Genomic DNA, 19,673 nt, shown 5'->3' on the forward strand with positions numbered 1-19,673 from the left:
GGCACGCAGCAGTTCCTCGGCGTCGGAACGCGCATCATCGGACCCGGCGCGATGCGCCTGGTCGTTCGATGAGCAGCCCCTCTCCGGCGGAGGGGTGACTCGTGGATTTTGGCGGTCGGCCATAAGCCGAACCTGCCGTCACGACTTACCGGGAGCCCCTGGCTCGCCGCTTTGGCGATCGTCCGAGCAGCAATCCCTTGACTGCCTTCCCTGTCGTGACGGCCGAGTCGCCATGGGTTGAAGGGCGTCTCGAAACCATCGCACACGTACTTGGTCTCCGGGATGCGGACGTTCGGTGAGCCCCTTCCATTGGCTGCCTTGCGGCGCGAGGTGCCGGTGGGCTGACCTGCGTGGTTGCCGGGCGGCGCGGATGTCGCTTGTCGTCCTTTCGCGTAGGGGTATGGACGATGCCGAACGGTTGGCGGGGTGAGGTGATCAATGTGGTGCGGTGGCGGCGCTGCGGGACGACGGAGCAGAAGTTGGCGCTGGTCGCGGAGGCGATGCGTCCTGCCTCGTCGGTGACGGGCGTAGCAGGCCGCCACCGCATGAGCCGCAGCCTGCTGTTCGAGTGGCGGCGGTAGGCTCGTGAAGGGACGATGCCGGGCCTGCTCCAGACGGGGCCAGAAGCTCCGCCCAGCCTGATGCTGGTTCGTGTTGTCGAGGATCTGCCGCGGCCGCAGGCTCCCGCAGCGAAGACGCTCGAGGCAGAGCGGCTGTGGGCGCAGATCGCACGCCTCCGGCAGAGCGGTTCGGGCGATCGTCGGAGCGGCTTCCCCGGCGTTGTGATCCACGACATCAAGGGGTTTCCTGGTGGTCACCGCCACGTCGAGCGTGTCGACCGTGTCGAGCATCGCCGCCGCTGAATCAGCCACTGGCTGCGCCTAGCGTCGGCTGCGGTGGTCTTTGCTGGTGGAGGGCGCGCGATTGTCCGACTTCGGCCGATCGGTACCAATTTTTTGACCAATGGCGTCATAGAGCGCCTAGGGTTCGCCGGAGGGACCCCTCGGGCCAGGCAGTGAGTGTGAGCATCACGGGGAGGGCCAAACGATCAGTAGGCTGCTGTTTCGCATGGGCACCAGCACGGCCCGGTGGCGCTTGCGCCTCGTGCTTGGTTTCGGCGCTCTGGTGGGCTGCGCGCCGACACCGCTGCTGCAGCCCGACCTTGTCGCGCCACCAGCAATCCTGGTGCCTGCAAGCGCGGCAGGCGTCGTGGATGCGCGTGCCCGCTTTCGTGAGATCCTGTGTGCGGTCACGCCGCCGGACTCCGGCCGCGACTGCCAGGCCATGTTGCACCGGCTTGGTGGCGAGGCGCCGCCAAGCGGCCGGTCTGTCGGACACGGACCACCTCGCCTTCCATTGCGCCTTGCCATCGTGCCCGGCTACGGCGCCGATTGCTTTGCGGGCCTGGTCACGATCCTCGGCGATGCACGCGCACATCTGGATACGATCGGCTGGCGAAGCTTCGAGGTGCCAGTCGAAGGGCTGTCCTCCTCGATGAGGAACGCCGAACTTATCCGCGATCGCCTACTTGCCGAGCCGCTTGAACCGGGCGAGCGCCTGGTCCTGGTAGGTTATTCCAAGGGCACTGCGGACATGCTGGAAGCCCTGGTGCGCTATCCCGAGATCCGCCCCCGCGTCGCGGCCGCCGTCAGCCTCGCCGGCACGGTCACCGGCTCGCCACTCGCCGACCACCCGCCACGTGTGTTGCCGTGGCTGGCGCGCTCCGCCCCTGGCTCTGGCTGTGATGCGGGGGACGGGGGCGCATTTGAAAGTCTCAGGCGGTCCACCCGCCTTACGGCCCTCGCCAGCTACCCGCCGTCGTCCATCGGTTTACCGCTATTCTCGCTCGGATCATTCACTGCCCGGCAGGATACCTCCTCCGTCTTGGTGCCGATGCATGATCGACTGTCGGTCATGGACCCGCGCAACGACAGCCAGACATTGTATACGGATCAGCTGATTCCGGGTTCCGTGCTGCTCGGCTACCTGAACGCCGACCATTGGGCCGTGGGTCTGCCGCTCGACCAGGCGCATCCGTTGCTGGCAGCCATCTTCACCAACCGCAACGCCTTCCCCCGCCCCGCGATGCTGGAGGCCGTGATGCGCATCGTCGAAGAGACGCTGCTGGAGCGAGCACGATAACGCGCGCGGCCGCCCCCTGTCCGTCGTCGAATGCTTGGAGAAAGGGGAGATGCCTGACTAACGGAGGGTCTGGCCCATCTGGTGACGAGGTGAGGCGGCGTGCTGGTGGTGGATCGCGCGGCGCGACTGGATTGCTTCGATCGTGCCGGCCGGGCTTCGCCATCCAACTCGGCGCGGCCTGTCCAGAGGCAGGAGAACGGCACGCCGTCCGCGCCCTGCATCGGCCCGCGCGGTGGCGTCCGCTACATCATACCGTCGGGCAACTGGCGTTACCCGCCGAGGCGCTGAGAATGCTGAAACGCCTCTTGGGTATGGTGACCGGCAACACTCCGCTCCACTAATGCCGAACCCGGTTTTGTTTGCTTCTATGCGGTTAGCGTATCAGGCTGGACCCCGCCGTGGCGCCTGGTCGCTACGATCGGGAGGTCTCATGAACTGTGCCCGACTCACTGCAATCGCTTTCTGTGGCGGCAACATCGTGTTGGCATGCGCGGTTGCTGCCATCGCGCAAGCGCCGCAACCGGTTGGTGCCGCACGGGTCAACCCCGGCGCCGACGCCTTGGCGCGCGTGATGCAATGGCCATCTCCTTGATCGACCAACCGCGAGACCGTCGATCCCTGCTGGCTAGCGTACTGGGGGGTTCGCTCCTCGCCGGATGCCACAATGGCTTCGTCCCGCAGCCGGTGCCCGGACCGGAGCCTGGCGCCAACTACGTTGCGCTGACTTCCCCCATCGTCGTGGTCAGTGACACCCAGGAGCACGAATCGACAGGTTACCCATTGCTCGAGAATGCGAGTGCGATTGACGCTTACGTCGAGGTGAGCCAGCGCCCACCTCAGCAGACGCTATTCGGGCGCCGCATTCTCGAATGGGCATTGCAGAGCCATCCGACGGAACCGTTCATTCACCTCGGCGATGTCCTGGACATGTCATGTCGCACAGAGGCAGAGCGCATCGCCAAGATCTTTGCGGCGGCGAACCGGCCTGGTGCAATCCTGCCCGGCAATCACGACGGCCTGTTGTTCGGTATCTTTGCCCACGATCTCCAAGTTTCGGCACTCGATCCGGGCGCGGAGCGGTGGAACCGCGCCTGCCGCCGCGGCGCGACGCCCGGCGACGTCACACACAGGACAGACAGGGAAGCGTTCATCAAACCCGACTTCATCACCCGATACATCACGGGACAAGCCCGCGTCGCACCGCGTGGCGCGGGTCTCGTGCCGCCACCCTCTTCCGGAGACCACAGTGTCAGCTGGCGCAACCCCGATCCAGACGCGTTTGTGTCAGGCATAGAGGCGCATCTGATCGACGGAGGCGACTATGCAGATTCGTTCATCGCACAGCGCTTGCGACTACCGCGGGCGCCGGGGGCAACGCGGGGCGTCATTGTCATCGCGCTGGACACGAACCAGGCCGGCCCGCTCGTCAGCACCTGGGACACGATCATGGGACGCAGCCCCGGTAGCGTAGGCCGTATCCGTGCCGATCAGGTCCGTGCTGTCACACCGTGGATCAGGGAAGCGGCCAGGGCGGGCGATATCGTCGTGTTCGCCGGCCACCACAACTGGCAGTCGCTTGAACTGCAGACACGATTGTCGATTTACGGATTGGTGTCCGACCTTCCTCACCCGATCGCCTATCTTTCGGGCCATACGCATCGCGGCTTCTGGGCGGAACACCGGCTCCCCGGGCTGCGTCCGCTGCTCGAACTGAACGTGAGCTCGCTGTCGGATTGGCCGATCGCCTACCGGCGCATCAGCTTCGCGTATGACGATCGCGCGAACCGCCTGTCAGTCCGGGCCGACTTGATGCCCAGAGGCGAGAACGGGGTTGCTAGCGATGCAGAATTGCTCGGAGCTTGGGTAGATCAAACCTGTCGGCAGTCGCACATCGATGTAAGCGAGATAATGGCGCAGGATCATGCAATTGTCAGACAGCAGAGGAACTCTCGCGGTAGCCTCTTCGGGTGGCTGATGCAGTCGATCAGACCTGATTGCGACACTTGCGATCTTCCTCTGTTCCAGCAAGCACAGCTCTACATGGACGAGATGCTCCGGGCCCTGCTGCAAGCTAGTTCATACGTGCCGGCAGACGTTCGGGCCCGCAACCGCACAAGATTGCCGGTCTGGTGCGGCGGTGAGGACTTTGCGCAATGCACAACCCGACTGCTCTCGCGCCAGGAAAATACGATTCAAGGTCAGCTGAGCCTTTTCCGGCTCAAAGCTGAGATGGTGGAAATCGTCCAGACCTACATGGACGAGATAGAAACACCTGCGACGAAGGCGTACATGACCTGCCGTGCAATTCTTGCTGCAAAAATTGACTTCGATGCTATATCTGATGGTAGGAATGACTTTCGCAGCGAAGCGAACCGGAGGACTGAGCACTTCTTCCGAAATCAGGCCAGCATTGGAATGGAATGATTTACCGAACTGCGATCACCAGCACCGGCAAGCCGTTTCGCAGAGGCCTCCCAGGGCGCTGATCGCCGGTTATCGCGGCATCCATCCAACAGTGCGACCGGTTCGGCGCCTACAAGACGCTGGTCGCGGCTGGCGACGGTGTCACGCTGGCGTTCTGCTGGTCGCATGTGCGGCGCGAGTTCAACGATCTGGCGAAGGGCAGGACATCCACTTGCCGCAGCTTCGCGACAATCTTTTCTGGCTTATTCTTCTTCTGCGACATTCCAGCAGCCTCCTTCAGGCTTAAAAGCCTACTTCAGGGAGGACCTTTTTTCAGGGGGCAGACCAGTATGCGATGCCCGCGTCAGCATCGTATCGTTCTTCGTTCACTCACTACCCTGTCCGATCGAGGGCTGCCGGAAGGTGGGCCAATATCGATGCAGCCGGACGATCACGGACGCCGCCGAGACATCTCGGCAAGTTATGCATGTGCTTTTGCGGTAACAAACAAAATCTTTCCTGGACCGCAACGCCGATTTGCGGCCGCACCATCTTGCTTTTTCTGTCTACATCGGAATGCGGGGAAACCTGAAACAGCGAGAGGTGCGACGATGAAACCCAGAATCCTCCTCCTGGCGACGGCCATGCTAGCGGTGCCTGTCATAGCGCAAGCGCAGCCCGTCTCGGGCCTCTATGTGGCCGGCGGTGCGGGTTTGAACTGGCTCACGGATTCCGACGGCGGGAATTTGCAGAGCTTCATCGACAGCTCGAACGTCAATCCCAACAACCTCGGCCTAACGCCTTCGGGTAACTTCAACGTCTCCTTCAGCCTTGGTTTTGCCGGTGTCATGTCCGTCGGGTGGGGCTTTGGGAATGGCTTTCGCGTCGAGCTTGAGGGCAATTACCGTCAGAACGAAGTCGACCAAGTCACGGTAACTGGCTTCGGCGGCAATTCGAGCGGCACGGCGCGCACCTACGGCATCATGGCGAACGCCTTCTACGATTTCGGCGCCATCTTTGACTGGCCCGTCTATCCCTATCTCGGCCTCGGTATCGGCTACGCTTGGCAGAACTACGACAATGTGACCATTCGCGCCTTGGCGACGGCGGGCAACACGCTTCCCACCGCCCGCATCGATGGCACCGGCGGGGAATTTGCCTACCAGGCCATCGCCGGGCTGGGCTTCCCTATCCGTTCCGTGCCTGGCCTCGCGATCACCGCGGAGTATCGCTTCTTCGGCACGCTCTCGCAGGACTTCGAGGCGACCGCGACCAATGCGAACGGCGTGGTACGGCGGAGCTCGGTCGAGGTGGACAACTTCAACCATTCCATCCTGCTCGGCGTGCGCTATGCCTTTGGCGTCGCCCCGCCGCCGGCCCCGCTACCGGCCGCGGCAGCACCTGCGCCGGCGCGCACCTTCCTGGTGTTCTTCGATTGGAACCGGGCTGACTTGACCGACCGCTCGCGGCAGATCATCAGCGAGGCGGCGCAGGCCCGCACGCGCCAGGCGGTCACCCGCATCGAGGTCAACGGCTACACCGACACCTCGGGTTCGGCGCAGTACAACCAGGGCCTGTCGGTGCGCCGCGCCAATGCGGTGGCGGCCGAACTTGTGCGGCTCGGCGTGCCGCGGCAGGAGATCGTCGCACAGGGCTTTGGCGAGACAAACCTTCTAGTCGCCACGCCGGACAACACCCGCGAGCCGCAGAACCGGCGCGTAGAGATCATCCTCCGCTGATCCTGCGCAACAGCACGCGATCGCCAGTGAAAGGGCGCCGAAAGGCGCCCTTTTCTGTGCGGGATCTACGCTCGCTTTCCTGCCGGGCTGGCACGGTTACGCCGTAAGCCTGCACTGACGGCTGCGGCGGCGAATGCCAACCGCTACAACAACATCAATGCCAATCGCGGGCAGATCAGCGGCAACACCTGGCGGCATGACACCACGCATCGCCAGGGCGTCGCCTACCGCAACGATCAGGTGCGCAACAACGTCGGCGCCAACCGTCGCGGAGTTGCTGACCGTGCCCAGTTCCGCGAGCAGGTCTGCGGCCGGGTAGACCAGGCGCACTGCGGCGAGCGTATCGGGGATCGCGGTGGCCCCGGCGGGGGCCGGTGGTGTTGGTGGTGCTAGCCGCCCCGGTGGCGTAGGCGGTCCTGGCGGGCTCCGCGGCGCGGGCGGTCCCGCCCGTCCCCGGGGTGCTGGCGGCCTTGCCGGCGTCGGTGGCCCGGGCGACGCGAGCCTGGGGACCAGCAGGCGCTGCGCGTCCTCGGCACCGCCGGGACCCGGCTGGACACCTCCAGAAACCCCTCGCCCTGAAGCCGTTCGGCTTATTCACTGACGCGGAGCAGTGCGAGGGAAGGCGATGGTTCGGCAGCCTGGGTTCTTCGACGTGGAGGAACGGCTGCGGGAGTTGTCGGCCAAGGGCGATGACCTGGAGCGGATCGCCGTGCTGGTCGATTTCGCGATGTTCCGCGCCGAGCTGGAGCAGGCGGTGCCGCGCGCAGACGGTGCGAAGGGCGGCCGGCCCGCTTTCGATCACGTGCTGATGTTCAAGATCCTGCTGCTGCAGGCGATGCACGGGCTGTCGGACGAGCCCTGCGAGTACCTCATCAAGGACCGCCTGTCGTTCATGCGCTTCCTCGGTCTCGGGCTGGCCGACCCGGTGCCGGATGCCAACACGATCTGGACGTTCCGCGAGGCGTTGAAGCGTGCCGGTGCGGTGGAGTGGCTGTTCGCGCGGTTCGATGCCACGCTGCGCGCCGCCGGCTACCTGGCGATGGGCGGGCAGATTGTGGACGCGACGATCGTCGCCGCGCCGAAGCAGCGCAACACCGAGGCGGAGCGGGCGGCGATCAAGGCCGGGCAGGTCCCCGAGGGCTGGGCGGAGAGGCCCGCGAAGCTGCGCCAGAAGGACCGCGACGCCCGCTGGACGGTGAAGTTCTCCAAGGCCAAGCCGCGCGAAGATGGCGCGCCGCAGGTCGATCTCGCTGTTCCGGCATTCGGGTACAAGAACCACGTCGCGATCGACCGCCGGCATGGGCTGATCCGCGGCTGGACCGCCAGCCATGCCGCGGCCCATGACGGGGCGCGGCTGGCGGAGATGGTCGATGCCGACAACACCGCCGGCGATGTCTGGGCCGACACCGCCTATCGCTCGGCGAAGAACGAGGCGTGGCTGGCCGGGCGCGGCCTGGTCTCGCGCATCCACCGCAAGAAGCCGCCGGGCCGGCCGATGGCTGCAAGGACGCGGCGGGCCAATGCGCGCAAGTCGGCCGTGCGCTCAGCGGTCGAACACGTCTTTGCACGGCAGAAGGGGCCGATGGGCCTGGTCGTGCGCACCATCGGCATCGCCAGGGCACGGGTGAAGATCGGCCTCGCCAACCTGGCCTACAACCTCAAGCGGTTCGTCTGGCTGACCGGCAAGGCCACGCCAGCGTAGCGGCACGCAAGTAGGCCAGCCACCGCCGCCGCCGTAGCGGCCCCGTCCCCCGGATGCGCACGCGCATCCGCGTCACTGCCGCCCCGACAGCCTCAAACAACCCTCGTCCGCCGAAGCCGCAGGGTTTCTGGAGGTGTCCGGCTGGTCCGCTCCGGTGATCCGGTGGCTGACCGCGCGGCACCGGCGCGCTTCCCCATCGCCTATGACCAGAAGGCGGAGATCCTGCGCCCGACGCCCGACCGCGCCGTGCTGCAGATCGGCGACGACGGCTGGCCGCTGCCCCTGCTGCTGTGCGGCGGCATCTGGCGCCTCGATACCGCCGCCGTGACGCAGAAGATCGTCGATCGCCGCATCGGTCGCAATGAGCTCGACACCATCGAGACGCTGCGCGCCGGCGTGGACGCGCAGGATGACGACGCGCAGACGGCCGGACGGCAAGGCGCCTTCCGTGCCTATGCGCGGCGGTTCGTCTCGATCCCCGGCCAGCGTGACGGCCTGTACTGGCGCTGAGATCCTGCGTGAAGCGCTGCAGCAAGCCGATCCCAAAGAAGAACGCTGCTGCGTCGGCCAATGCCGTGGCGCGACGATTCCCGGTGAGGCCGTGGCGAGGCCCCTCGGCGCGGCGTGTTCCGGCCTGGAGGCGAAGCCCACGCCGGTTCGCCGCCGCCGCGCCCGGATCATTGCAGTAGCGCGCCGGCAATCGGCGCCTCGAAGGACCGGATCGTGCTGGAAGCCATTGCCTGCGCCCGTGCCCGAATTGGATTGCAACACGGTCCCCGATGGGTGGACGCTACAAACACAGCGCCCCCGGCATCGGCGAATGTCCATTCAGTCCCCGGTCCACCGAGGCAGGTGCATGAGTTGGGGGGTAGGTGGCATGAACGAAGTGCGGGCGCCTCAGCCTGAGCAAATCGCGATGCCGCGTTCACTGTCCAAGCCCGCCGATCCGGTGCGCCGCTGGACGGTGATCATCCTCATCCTCTGCGTCCTGCTGTTCGGCTGGACGCTGATCGCCGACCGGCTGACGCCCTACACCAGCGATGCCAGCGTCCGCACCTTCGTGGTGCGCATCGCACCGGAGGTTGCGGGCAAGGTCGTCGAAGTCGCCGTGCGCGACAACCAGATCGTCCGTACTGGCGACCTGCTGTTCCGGATTGACCCGATCCCGTTCCACATCGCCGTGGAGCGCGCCGAGGCCAGGCTGGCCGCGGCCGGGCAGGCCATCGGCGCCTCGACCGCCGCGGTGGACGTGGCCCAGGCGCAATTGCTGCAGGAGGTCGCGGAACGGGAGAACATCCGCGAGCAGGCGGTGCGCGTGTTCGAACTGGTGCGCGGCGGGGTCTATCCGGCGGCCCGCGGCGACCAGGCGCGGTCCATGGTGGACGCGGCCGAGGCGCAGGTACTGCATGCGCAGGCCTCGCTGGAGCAGGCGCGGCAGGCTCTTGGCCCGCAGGGCGCGGACAACCCGCAGATCCGCGAGGCATTGGCCGAACTCGCGCAGGCACGCCTCGACCTCGCCCGCACCACGCTTCGTTCGCCGGGCGACGGCGTGGTGAGCAATCTCCAGTTGAACGTCGGGCAGTTCGCCAGCGCCGGCCAGCCGGCGCTTACCTTCCTCGATGCACGGCTGGTTTGGCTGCAGGCCTACCTGCGCGAGAACAACCTGGAGCACATCAGGCCGGGCGCGCGGGCGGAAGTGGTGCTCGACGTTTTGCCAGGCCGGGTGCTCCCGGCGCGGGTGGAAAGCCTGGGCTGGGGCGTCGGCGAGGGCGACCTTGATTCCACAACCGGCCTGCCCAAGACGCGACAAAGCAGCGGCGGATGGTTCGCACCGGCGCAGCGCTTCCCGGTGCAACTGGCGTTCGAGACGAGTGACGAACGGCCGCGCGGCGTGCGCTACAACGCGCGCGCCAACGTCATCGTCTATACGGGCGAGCACCCTGTCGCGGACGCGCTCGCCTGGTTCTGGATCAGGCTGATCTCGGTGCTGACCTATGTCTCCTGAGACCGCATGGCACCGGCCGGCGCTGCGGCTCGCCTTCGCCGCGACGCTGGCGCTGGTCTGGGGCACGGCGGCGGGGGAGCCGCTGCCCGGGCTGACGGCCGTGCTCGCCGCGCAGATCCTCGTCGGCATGCCCCGGGCGCCGCGGGTGGGACAGGCCGCAGCGCTGGTCGCGGTGATCCTGGCAACGGGCGGCGTGGCCTTCGCTGTCGCCTCGACCTTCTCGGACCGGCCGTTGATACTCGCGGTCGCGCTGGGGCTGCTCTTCTACGCCGGCTTTTCGATGCACGAGCGGGCGGCAGGCAAGCAGTCGCTCCCCGCCACCATGCTGCTCAACTTCACTGCGGTGGTGCCGGTCCTCACCTTCCAGGCGGAGATGCTGGGCGCCGGTGTGCTCGAGACCCTGGCCACCTCGGCGGTGCGGGCGATGCTCGTGGTCTGGCTGCTGTACGCGCTTCTCCCGGCACGGCCGGACAAGGCCGCCATGGATACTGCTGCCGCCACCGCGTCCGCCATGCGGAAGGCGGACCATGCGGGCCCGGCGCGCAGGCTCGCAAAAGTCGCCATCGTGCTGCCGGCACAGTTCTTCTATCTCGCCGAACCCACCGCGCTCGCCTTCCCGGCACTGATCGGGCTGGTGACCTTCCTGTGCGCCCAGGATCCGACGGCCGGGCGCGTCCAACTCGTGATCCTGTTGCTGGGCAACCTAGTTGGAAGCGTCGCCGCCGCGGCCGCTTCCGGCGTGCTGGAGGTCGGACCGCAACTGCCTGCGCTCACCTTGATGACGCTGCTGGGGTCGTTGGGTTTCGCCAGATGGATCATGACCGCGCGCCGGCGGCCGGGCGGCGCGGTGGCGCTGACCGGCCTCGTGACCTTCCTGACGCTGTTCGGCCTCGCCGCGGCGCCCCATGGGTTCGACGTTCCGGTGCTCGACCGGATCATGGATATCGCCGTGCTCTCCCTCTACACGGTCGGCGCGACCACGGTGCTGCTGCCGCCGCCACGGCCGCAAGGGCCAGCCGCGACGGAACGCCATTCTTCGGAGAGTTCGCCCCCCGGGCGGCCAGCGGCATGGCAGCGGACGATGCAAGTCGTCATGCGCCAGGGGCCGGGCAATCGCTGCCGGGGATGGCCCGGGTCAGCTCGACATGAGCCGGGCCCACGACCCGGAACGCGTGCAGTTCGCCCGTCGTCGCCCGCGATGGGCCCTGCCGGACCCCAATCCGCATGATGCCACAATGCCGATCGCCCGCAGGTGCGTCAGCGCGGTGTCTCGCTCCGCCCGCAATCGCGGGCCTATCAGGAGATGATCGATGGCCAGCGAATTCCCGTCACTCGACGACAAGGTGCGTGCTGCCGCCGGGATCGGTACCACGGAGCTCCTCGAGCGCGCCGTCATGCTCATGCTCTTCGCGGGCCTGCTGCTGGGCGTTCTCGCAGTGCTGCGCCCCTTTGCCACTGCGATCTTGTTCGGCACGATCCTGGCCATAGCCGCGTGGCCGTTGCGCGACCTCCTGATTCGACACGGTTTGAGTCGCGGGCTTGCGGCAACGCTGCTGGTGCTCCTGGCGCTCGCCGTCGTTGCCCTGCCGTTGATAGCAATTGCGCCTGGACTAGCCGAGCATGTGTCGCAGGGCGGACAGCGCGTGCAGGCTTACTTCGCGAGTTCGCCACAGATCCCCCCCGCGCTGGCCGGCCTACCTGTCGTCGGTGAGCGCATCGCCACCTTCTGGAACCAGGCGATGGTCGCCGAGGGCGGTTTCAGGACCATGATCGAACCCTACTCGGAGGCGCTGGGGCAGGTCGTGGTCGGTGTGGCCGGGGCGTTGGCCGAAAGCATCCTGCAGATCATCCTGTCATTGGTCGTGGCTGCAATGTTCTGGGTGAGTGGCGAAGCATTGGCGACAGCGCTGCGCAACATCCTCCAGCGGCTTGCCGGAGACGCCGGCGTCACCTCGCTGGACGTCGCGGCGGGCGCGGTGCGCGGCGTGGCCTATGGCGTGGTGGGGACAGCCGCCATTCAGGCCGTGGTCATGGCAATCGGCCTGTTGGTGGCCGGGATACCGGGCGCCGCCTTGCTCGGGTTCCTCACCCTGCTGCTCGCCCTCAGCCAAATCGGCGCACCGCTGATCGTCCTGCTTTGGGGCGGTGCGGCGGTCTGGTTGTTCGGCCAGGACCAGCAGGGCTGGGGCATCTTCATCATAATTTGGGGCCTGTTCGTCACCTTGATGGACAACGTCATCAAGCCATGGCTGATCGGCTTCGGCGTGGCGATGCCGATGAGCCTGACGATCCTGGGCGTGTTCGGCGGCTTCGTCTCCTTCGGCTTCTTGGGCCTGTTCATCGGGCCGTCGTTGATCGCCGTTGCTTTCACGGTGCTCGACGCCTGGCGTGGCGGGCCTGCTGCTGCAGCAAGAACGGAGGTCCGGTGACGCCGCACCCGGGAGCGGCGGCGCATCCCGCTGGCGGGCGCGCCGCCGGAATCCGCGCGAATGAACGCCCAGGGGATCGAGGGTTCGGGAGGCGCAGATGGGCCGGCTAGCCGCGATCCTTCTTTTGGTGAGTGGCACGGTCCTGCTGCAGGTCGGGGCACAGGGCGTTCTGCTGGGCATCGTCCGCTCGCTTGGCCGGCGCACTCGGGACTCGTCGGAGTTCTGGCGAACGTTCTGGATTTCACTCGGCGCTGTGGTGCCACTGATATTCGGTCATCTGGCACAGGTGGGGCTGTGGGCCGGATTCCTCCTCTGGCGTGGCGCGCTGCAGACCTATGACGATGCCTTTTACTTCTCGCTCGTAACCTTCGCGACGCTGGGTTACGGCGATATCCTGCTGGCGCCGGGCTTTCGCATCTTTGGCGCGCTGCAAGCGGCTTGCGGTTCGCTGATGCTGGGCTGGTCGACTGCGCTGATCTTCGCCGCAATCTCGATCGCCCGCTCGCCAGCGGACCGGTCGTAGAGGCTGGCGCACCGGTTCGGCGACAGCCGCTCCTCCCTTGCGTGGCGAAAACTCCCGGTCTTGGCCACATCGGTGGACGACCGCTCGCGGCGATCGCGACGGGCATCGAGAATTCCGGGCCATGTCTCGACGCACTGGCTGCTGAGCCAAGAAGACGGAGAGGTCCCCTGGCGCCGGTTGCACTGTCAGGGGATCGAGGTATCGCCTACGCTCACTAATTCGATAGTGTGTACGGCGCAGTAGCCCTGCGGGAGACCATGGATGTCTGGCACGAGTACGGTCCTGGGCAGCGGCAACGACACCTTTCTCGGGACGCCATTTGGCGACACCGTCTACGCCAATGAAGGGGACGACACGGTTGCCGGCGACCTTGGCGACGACCTGATCTACGGCAACGACGGCAACGACGTCCTGATCGGGAGTCTTGGGTTCGACACAATGTTTGGCGGACCCGGTGCCGACACCATTCGAGGTGGCGTGGGCGACGAGACCATGCTCGGGGGCACGGGCGCGGATTCCATCATCGGCGGTGATGGTTTCGATCAGGTGGTGTGGCGCGCCGGCGACGGGAACGACGTCATCTACGGCGACAACGTTGGGGATGTCGGCAGCGGCAACGATACTCTTCGACTGGAGGGATGGGGCGCGCAAACGAACTTCGCCTCCCTCATCAACGGCAGCGTCCATGGCATTTGGACGGTGTCCGATGTGGTCGGAGGGGCGGAGATGACCGCGACCCTGACCAACGGCACCGACATAATCACGATCGACCAGATCGATGTCCTGACCGGCGACCTCGGGGTCTTTGCGACGATCGATGACAACCCGCCGTGCTTCGTCGCAGGCACAATGATCGCCGCGGCGCGCGGAGAGGCGCCGGTGGAGGCGCTTCGGGCCGGTGACCTCGTCATCGACATGCACGCCAGGACGCGCATCCAGCCGGTGATCTGGGTGGGGCACGCGGAAGTGGACCTGCGCCGCCAGCGGGACCGCCGACGCTCCGCCCCTGTGCGTATCGCCGCCGGCGCGTTGGGCGACGGTGTGCCCTGCCGGGACCTCTGCGTCAGCCCGGATCACGCGGTGTTCCTCGAAGGCCACCTGGTTCCGGCGCGCAGCCTGGTGAACGGCAGATCCATCGTGCAGGAGTTGTGGCGCGACAGGGTCACGTACTACCACGTCGAACTTGCGCAGCATGGCCTCCTGGTGAGCGACGGCGCGGTGACAGAGTCCTACATCGATGACGGCAACAGGCACCTGTTCGGAAATTTTCCCGTGGCAGCGATTGCCGTGGATTTTGCGGCTTTTCGGACCAACGGTCGGTATGCGGCCAGGGCCTGCGCACCGATCCTCGCTGAAGGAACCGCGATCCTCGCGCGGATCCGAGCGGGAATTGAGGCGCTGTGCGAAGGCCATCCACGAGAGGTCCGTTGGCGGGCGTCGCATGGTTAGGCACCGCGGAGACGAAGCACGCGCCTTCATCAATTTTCGTGCGGCGCAATTTGGTGCGTGGTAGTCTGCTGATCGAAGCAGGTGAACTCCACGACATAGCAAGAGATCGCTGGCTCCGGTTCGGGCGTCGCTCGCATAGGCCAACAACGACAAGAACTATCGCGCATCCATGCGCGGAGGGTATGTGGGAGGATCCAAGAGGCAATGACTTCTTGGCTGTCACAGTGTTTTGCCCGTCGAGAGCACGACGCGGTTGCGTTGCGAATGGCGGCCGGCTGCCATATCCCCGGCGGACTCCCTCATGGCTGAGGCCGCGAATGGCGCGGACGCGCTGACCGGCCTGACGCAGGAAAGCGCCCGCGTCGGCCTGACCGGGACGCTTCGGCATACCATCAAGCCCCAGGGATTTGACCTTGCGGCGGCATTGTTCGGCGCCCCCGACGAGGCCTTCGACCAGATGCCAACCCAGGCGCATACGCTGGTGCTGCAGGGCCTTGTACTCGAATTCACCGCGCGTTGCCTGCCCGGGCCGGGTTCGGTCATCATCGCGCAGGATCTGCGTGTGCTGGGTCAGCCCGTACCAGGTGAGGAACTTGAGATCGTCGGCACTGTGACCGCGCGTCCCGATACGGAAACGGCCCTTATCGCCGTCGATCTGCGCGGCCCGCGCGGCACTCTCGCCGAAGCGGCGGTGACGTTCCGGCTGCCGGCCGACCCGGTGTCGCGCAGCCCGCAGGCCCGCCCCGACATCCAACTCCACCTGCACCGCCACCTGAACCGGCTGATGGCCCGTGCCGCCGGCATGCCCGCCCTCACGGCCGCGGTGGCCTGGCCGTGCGATCGCGACAGCCTGCTCGCGCCGCTCGAGGCCGCGCGGTCAGGTGCACTCCGGCCTATCCTGGTAGGGCCGCGGGCCTTGCTCGAGGCAACGGCGTCCGCCGCCGGCGTGACCCTGGCGGATTGCGAGGTTGTCGAGGCCGAGACGCCGGTGGCCGCCGCCGCCGCCGCCGTGCGGCTGTGCCGCGAGGGGCGCGCGGCCAGCCTGATGAAGGGGAGCCTCCACACCGACGAACTGATGGCGGCAGCGGTGGCCCGCGATGGCGGGCTCCGGACCGGACGGCGGATCAGCCACGTCTTCGCGATGGACGTGCCGAGCTATTCCAAGCCGCTCTTCATCACCGATGCCGCGATCAACATCGCACCCGACCTGAAGACCAAAGTGGACATCGTTCAGAACGCGGTGGACATGCTGCGCGCCAGTGGAATCGCGACGCCGAAGGTCGCCATCCTGTCCGCCGTCGAGACGGTCAACCCGCAGATCCCGAGCACGCTCGACGCCGCCGCCCTCTGCAAGATGGCCGATCGCGGCCAGATCACCGGCGCCATCCTTGATGGGCCTCTCGCCTTCGACAATGCGATCAGCAGGGCGGCGGCGACCATCAAGAAGATCGTCTCCCCGGTCGCCGGCGACGCCGACATCCTGCTCGCGCCGGACCTCGAATCCGGCAACATGATCGCGAAGCAGTTGAGCTACCTGGCCGGCGCCGACAGTGCCGGCATCGTGCTTGGCGCACGCGTGCCAATCATCCTGACCAGCCGGGCGGACAGCGTGCAGTCCCGGCTGGCTTCGATCGCGCTGGCCCAGATCCTGGTGGCTGGAGGCGCGGGATGACCGCCGACATCGTCGGCGTCGTCAACGCCGGCTCCTCCTCCCTGAAATTCACCCTCTACGAGGGCGATGCAGTCCTACTGTCCGGCCTGGTGGACGGCATCGGCGTGCGGCCGGCCCTCAAGGCGCGGGACGGCGCCGGCGTGGCGGTCGCCGTGCCCGACATCGCCGCGGATCCGCCCGGCACGCCGGCCGAGGCGCTGATGGTGGTCATACCCTGGCTGCGGGAGCGCTTCGCCGGGCGGCAGCTGGTGGCACTGGGGCACCGGGTGGTCCATGGCGGGCCGAACCATGACAGGCCGCGCCTAGTGACGCCGGCGCTGCTGGAGGAACTCGCCGCACTCTCGCCGCTCGCGCCGCTCCACCAGCCACACAACCTGGCGCCCATCCGGGCCGCCATGGAGCGCACGCCCCGCCTGCCGCAGGTCGCCTGCTTCGACACGGCCTTCCACCGCACCATGCCCGAGGTGGCGCAGGCCTTCGCGCTGCCGCATGAGATGGCCGCGCGCGGCATCCGTCGCTACGGGTTCCATGGGCTCTCCTACGAATACATCGCCTCGGTACTGCCCGCTGTCGCATCAGGCATCGCAGGCGGGCGTGTCGTCGTCGCGCATCTTGGCAACGGCGCCTCGCTCTGCGCGCTGCATGCGGGGCGCAGCGTTGCGACGACGATGGGCTTCTCCGCCCTCGACGGACTGCCGATGGGCACGCGCTGCGGGGAGATCGATCCGGCCGTCGTGCTGCACCTCATGCGGGAGGACGGGTTGGATGTCGCTGGCGTCGAGGCGCTGCTCTACCGACGCTCCGGTATGCTGGGGCTGTCGGGGATCTCGTCCGACTTCCGCGACCTGCTCGACAGCGACGACCCGCGCGCCCGCTTCGCGCTCGAGGTGTTCGTCTATCGCGTCGCGCGCGGCATTGGATCCCTAGCCGCGGCGCTCGGTGGGCTGGACGGGCTGGTATTCACGGCTGGCGTGGGCGAGAACGCCGCGCCGATCCGCGCCGCGATCTGCGACGCCTGCCGGTGGCTCGGTGTCGACCTCGATGCCACGGCCAACGCCGCGAAGGCGCCGATGATCTCGCGCGAACTCAGCCGCGTGAGCGTTCACGTCATCCCGACCGATGAGAACCTGATGATCGCGCGCCATACGCGCGCGGCGATCGGTGAGGGTGTCGCATGACGGCGCGGTGGGGGTAGGCGATCCTGGTGCGCGGCTGCCTTGCCTCGATTGCGCTGACGCAAGGTCCCGAGAGGGCAAATTTGACAGAGTGCTTCTGAGACGACCTGCCGCGCCCCCAGGACGCGGCCACAAATGAATACAAACCAGAGGAACCGACCATGGAAGGCGTCAACATCGACATCGCCGCCCTGAAGGAGGCCCGCTGCTGGCGCGGCTTCGAGCAGGGCCGCTGGACGAATGCCATCGACGTGCGGGACTTCATCATCCGCAACGTCACACCCTATACGGGCGACGAGGGCTTCCTCGTCGGGCCGACGGCGCGGACCGAGGCGGTCTGGGCGGCGCTGCAGCCCCATTTCGCCGAGGAACGGAAGAAGGGCGTGCTCGACGTCGACGCGTCCAGCCCCTCGACCGTGCTGGCGCATGCCCCCGGCTACATCGACCAGGCGAACGAGGTGATCGTCGGCCTGCAGACCGACAAGCCCTTCAAGCGCGCGATCTTTCCCGCCGGCGGGCTTCGCATGGTGGAATCCGGACTGAAGGCCGCGGGCTTCCCCGCCGACCCCGCAGTGCACGAGGCCTTCACCAAGTACCGCAAGACGCACAATGACGGCGTCTTCGACGCCTACACGCCCGAGATCATGCGCTGCCGGAAATCCGGCATCATCACCGGCCTACCGGATGCCTATGGCCGCGGGCGCATCATCGGCGACTACCGGCGTGTCGCTCTCTACGGCACCGACCGCCTGCTCGCTGCCAAGCACGAGGAACGCGCCCAGGTGGACGAGATGTGGCCGACGGACGAGATCATCCGCGTCCGTGAGGAACTCGCCGAACAGATGCGCGCCCTCGAAGACCTGGCCGAGATGGGCAAGCGCTACGGCTGCGACATTGCCCGCCCGGCGGAGACGGCGCAGGAGGCGGTGCAGTGGACCTATCTCGCCTATCTCGGCGCCATCAAGGAGGCGAACGGTGCGGCCATGTCGATCGGCCGCATCACCACCTTCCTCGACATCTACGTCGAGCGTGACCTGAAGGAAGGCACACTCGACGAGGCCGGCGCGCAGGAACTGATCGACCAACTGGTGCAGAAGCTGCGCATTGTCCGCTTCCTGCGCACGCCGGACTACGACGCGCTGTTCAGCGGCGACCCCTACTGGGCAACCGAATGCGTCGGCGGCATGGATTTGGACGGGCGGCCGCTGGTCACGCGGACCTCCTATCGGATCCTGCATACGCTGACCAACCTTGGTCCGGCGCCAGAGCCCAACATCACCGTGCTCTGGTCGAAGAACCTACCCACGGCCTTCAAGCGCTACTGCATCAAGATCAGCCGCGACACCTCGTCTCTCCAATACGAGAATGACGACCTGATGCGCCCCTATTGGGGCGATGACTACGGCATCGCCTGCTGCGTCTCGGCCATGCGGCTGGGCAAGCAAATGCAGTTCTTCGGCGCACGGGTGAATCTTGCGAAGTGCATGCTCTATGCCATCAATGGCGGGCGGGACGAGGTGAGCGGCGACCAGATCGCGCCGGCTTCGGCGCCGATCACGGCCGAGGTATTGGACTACGACGAGGTCTTCGCGAAGTTCGACGCGACCATGGAGTGGCTGGCGCGCACCTACGTGCACGCCATGAACTGCATCCACTACATGCACGACAAGTATTTCTATGAGCGCCTCGAAATGGCGCTGCATGACCGGGACATCCTGCGCACCATGGCCTTCGGCATCGCCGGACTCTCGGTGGTGGCGGACAGCCTGTCGGCCATCAAGCACGCCAAGGTGCATGTGATCCGCGACGACAAGGGCCTCGCGGTGGACTATCGGATCGAGGGCGAGTTCCCGAAATTCGGCAATGCCGACAGTCGGGTAGACGACCTCGCGGTGGACCTCGTCTCCCGCTTCATGGCGATGATCCGCAAGCACCCGACTTACCGCAACGCGGTGCACACCCAGTCGGTGCTGACCATCACGTCAAACGTCGTCTACGGGAAGGCGACCGGCAACACGCCGGACGGGCGGCGCAAGGGCGAACCCTTCGCCCCGGGTGCGAACCCGATGCATGGACGGGACGACCATGGCTGGCTCGCCTCCTGCATCTCGGTCGCGCGGCTTCCCTATGCCGATGCGCAGGACGGCATCAGCTACACCGTCTCGGTCGCGCCCACCCTGGCGCGGCGGGACCAGGAGGCCACCATCGACAACGCCGTGCGCGCCTTCGACATGTATTTCGGCCAGGGCGGCTTCCACATGAACCTCAACGTTCTTTCGAAGGACACGCTGGAGGACGCGATGGAGCATCCGGAGAAATACCCGCAGCTCACCATCCGCGTCTCCGGCTACGCGGTGAATTTCGTCCGGCTGACGCGCGAGCAGCAACTCGACGTCATCCGCCGCACCTTCCACGCTTCCTATTGAGGACACCG

Annotated in this window: 16 protein-coding genes; 15 read left to right on the plus strand and 1 reads right to left on the minus strand. The window is 66.7% G+C overall.

Annotated features, from left to right (window positions below):
* Positions 1-407: 407 nt before the first annotated feature.
* From AAFN86_RS28390 to AAFN86_RS28415, 5 genes are all read left to right on the plus strand, one after another.
* Positions 408-581, plus strand: a complete 174-nt coding sequence (locus AAFN86_RS28390; RefSeq protein ID WP_347547009.1) for a transposase — start codon at positions 408-410, stop codon at positions 579-581.
* 15 nt (positions 582-596) lie between these two features.
* The gene (locus AAFN86_RS28395; RefSeq protein WP_347547011.1) at positions 597-863 is read left to right on the plus strand and encodes a hypothetical protein; all 267 of its coding nucleotides are present in this window, start codon (positions 597-599) and stop codon (positions 861-863) included.
* Positions 864-1,068: 205 nt separating this feature from the next.
* Positions 1,069-2,142 carry a hypothetical protein gene (locus AAFN86_RS28400; RefSeq protein WP_347547012.1) on the plus strand — a complete coding sequence of 358 codons (1,074 nt, stop codon included), beginning with the start codon at positions 1,069-1,071 and terminating at the stop codon, positions 2,140-2,142.
* 576 nt (positions 2,143-2,718) lie between these two features.
* Positions 2,719-4,566, plus strand: a complete 1,848-nt coding sequence (locus tag AAFN86_RS28405) for a hypothetical protein (protein WP_347547013.1) — start codon at positions 2,719-2,721, stop codon at positions 4,564-4,566.
* Between the two features lie 590 nt (positions 4,567-5,156).
* Positions 5,157-6,284 (plus strand): OmpA family protein, encoded by a 1,128-nt coding sequence (locus AAFN86_RS28415; protein WP_347547015.1) that lies wholly within the window; start codon positions 5,157-5,159, stop codon positions 6,282-6,284.
* 96 nt (positions 6,285-6,380) lie between these two features.
* On the opposite strand, the gene AAFN86_RS28420 is transcribed toward AAFN86_RS28415, so the two are convergent.
* Complete coding sequence (locus tag AAFN86_RS28420; RefSeq protein WP_347547016.1) at positions 6,381-6,614, minus strand: hypothetical protein; 234 nt, start codon at positions 6,612-6,614, stop codon at positions 6,381-6,383.
* A gap of 295 nt (positions 6,615-6,909) precedes the next feature.
* Here AAFN86_RS28420 and AAFN86_RS28425 point away from each other — a divergent pair, with 295 nt between their 5' ends.
* The 10 genes from AAFN86_RS28425 to pflB all read left to right on the plus strand — a co-directional run bounded on the left by AAFN86_RS28425 (position 6,910) and on the right by pflB (position 19,665).
* A complete protein-coding gene (locus tag AAFN86_RS28425) occupies positions 6,910-7,986 on the plus strand; it encodes an IS5 family transposase (RefSeq protein WP_347547017.1) in 1,077 nt (358 codons plus the stop codon).
* Positions 7,987-8,148: 162 nt separating this feature from the next.
* Positions 8,149-8,496: a DUF2950 family protein gene (locus AAFN86_RS28430; RefSeq protein WP_347547018.1), complete on the plus strand. Its 348-nt coding sequence runs from the start codon at positions 8,149-8,151 to the stop codon at positions 8,494-8,496.
* Positions 8,474-9,991 (plus strand): HlyD family secretion protein, encoded by a 1,518-nt coding sequence (locus tag AAFN86_RS28435; RefSeq protein ID WP_347547020.1) that lies wholly within the window; start codon positions 8,474-8,476, stop codon positions 9,989-9,991. Before AAFN86_RS28430 ends, AAFN86_RS28435 begins: the two co-directional genes overlap by 23 nt.
* Entirely contained in the window at positions 9,981-11,219 is a 1,239-nt protein-coding gene (locus tag AAFN86_RS28440; RefSeq protein WP_347547022.1) for a DUF2955 domain-containing protein, read from the plus strand. Before AAFN86_RS28435 ends, AAFN86_RS28440 begins: the two co-directional genes overlap by 11 nt.
* 82 nt (positions 11,220-11,301) lie before the next feature.
* Entirely contained in the window at positions 11,302-12,420 is a 1,119-nt protein-coding gene (locus AAFN86_RS28445; RefSeq protein WP_347547024.1) for an AI-2E family transporter, read from the plus strand.
* A 97-nt stretch (positions 12,421-12,517) separates the two neighbouring features.
* Positions 12,518-12,943, plus strand: coding sequence for an ion channel (locus AAFN86_RS28450; protein WP_347547026.1), 426 nt, complete (start codon positions 12,518-12,520; stop codon positions 12,941-12,943).
* Positions 12,944-13,204: 261 nt separating this feature from the next.
* A complete protein-coding gene (locus AAFN86_RS28455; protein ID WP_347547027.1) occupies positions 13,205-14,392 on the plus strand; it encodes a Hint domain-containing protein in 1,188 nt (395 codons plus the stop codon).
* A 301-nt stretch (positions 14,393-14,693) separates the two neighbouring features.
* Positions 14,694-16,064 (plus strand): bifunctional enoyl-CoA hydratase/phosphate acetyltransferase, encoded by a 1,371-nt coding sequence (locus AAFN86_RS28460; protein ID WP_347547028.1) that lies wholly within the window; start codon positions 14,694-14,696, stop codon positions 16,062-16,064.
* Positions 16,061-17,242, plus strand: coding sequence for an acetate/propionate family kinase (locus tag AAFN86_RS28465; RefSeq protein ID WP_347547029.1), 1,182 nt, complete (start codon positions 16,061-16,063; stop codon positions 17,240-17,242). Before AAFN86_RS28460 ends, AAFN86_RS28465 begins: the two co-directional genes overlap by 4 nt.
* Before the next feature lie 158 nt (positions 17,243-17,400).
* Complete coding sequence (gene pflB / locus AAFN86_RS28470) at positions 17,401-19,665, plus strand: formate C-acetyltransferase (RefSeq protein ID WP_347547031.1); 2,265 nt, start codon at positions 17,401-17,403, stop codon at positions 19,663-19,665.
* Positions 19,666-19,673: the final 8 nt, after the last annotated feature.

Origin of the sequence: Roseomonas sp. CAU 1739 (assembly GCF_039839775.1) — a bacterium.
In the GTDB taxonomy this organism is placed as follows: domain Bacteria; phylum Pseudomonadota; class Alphaproteobacteria; order Acetobacterales; family Acetobacteraceae; genus Neoroseomonas.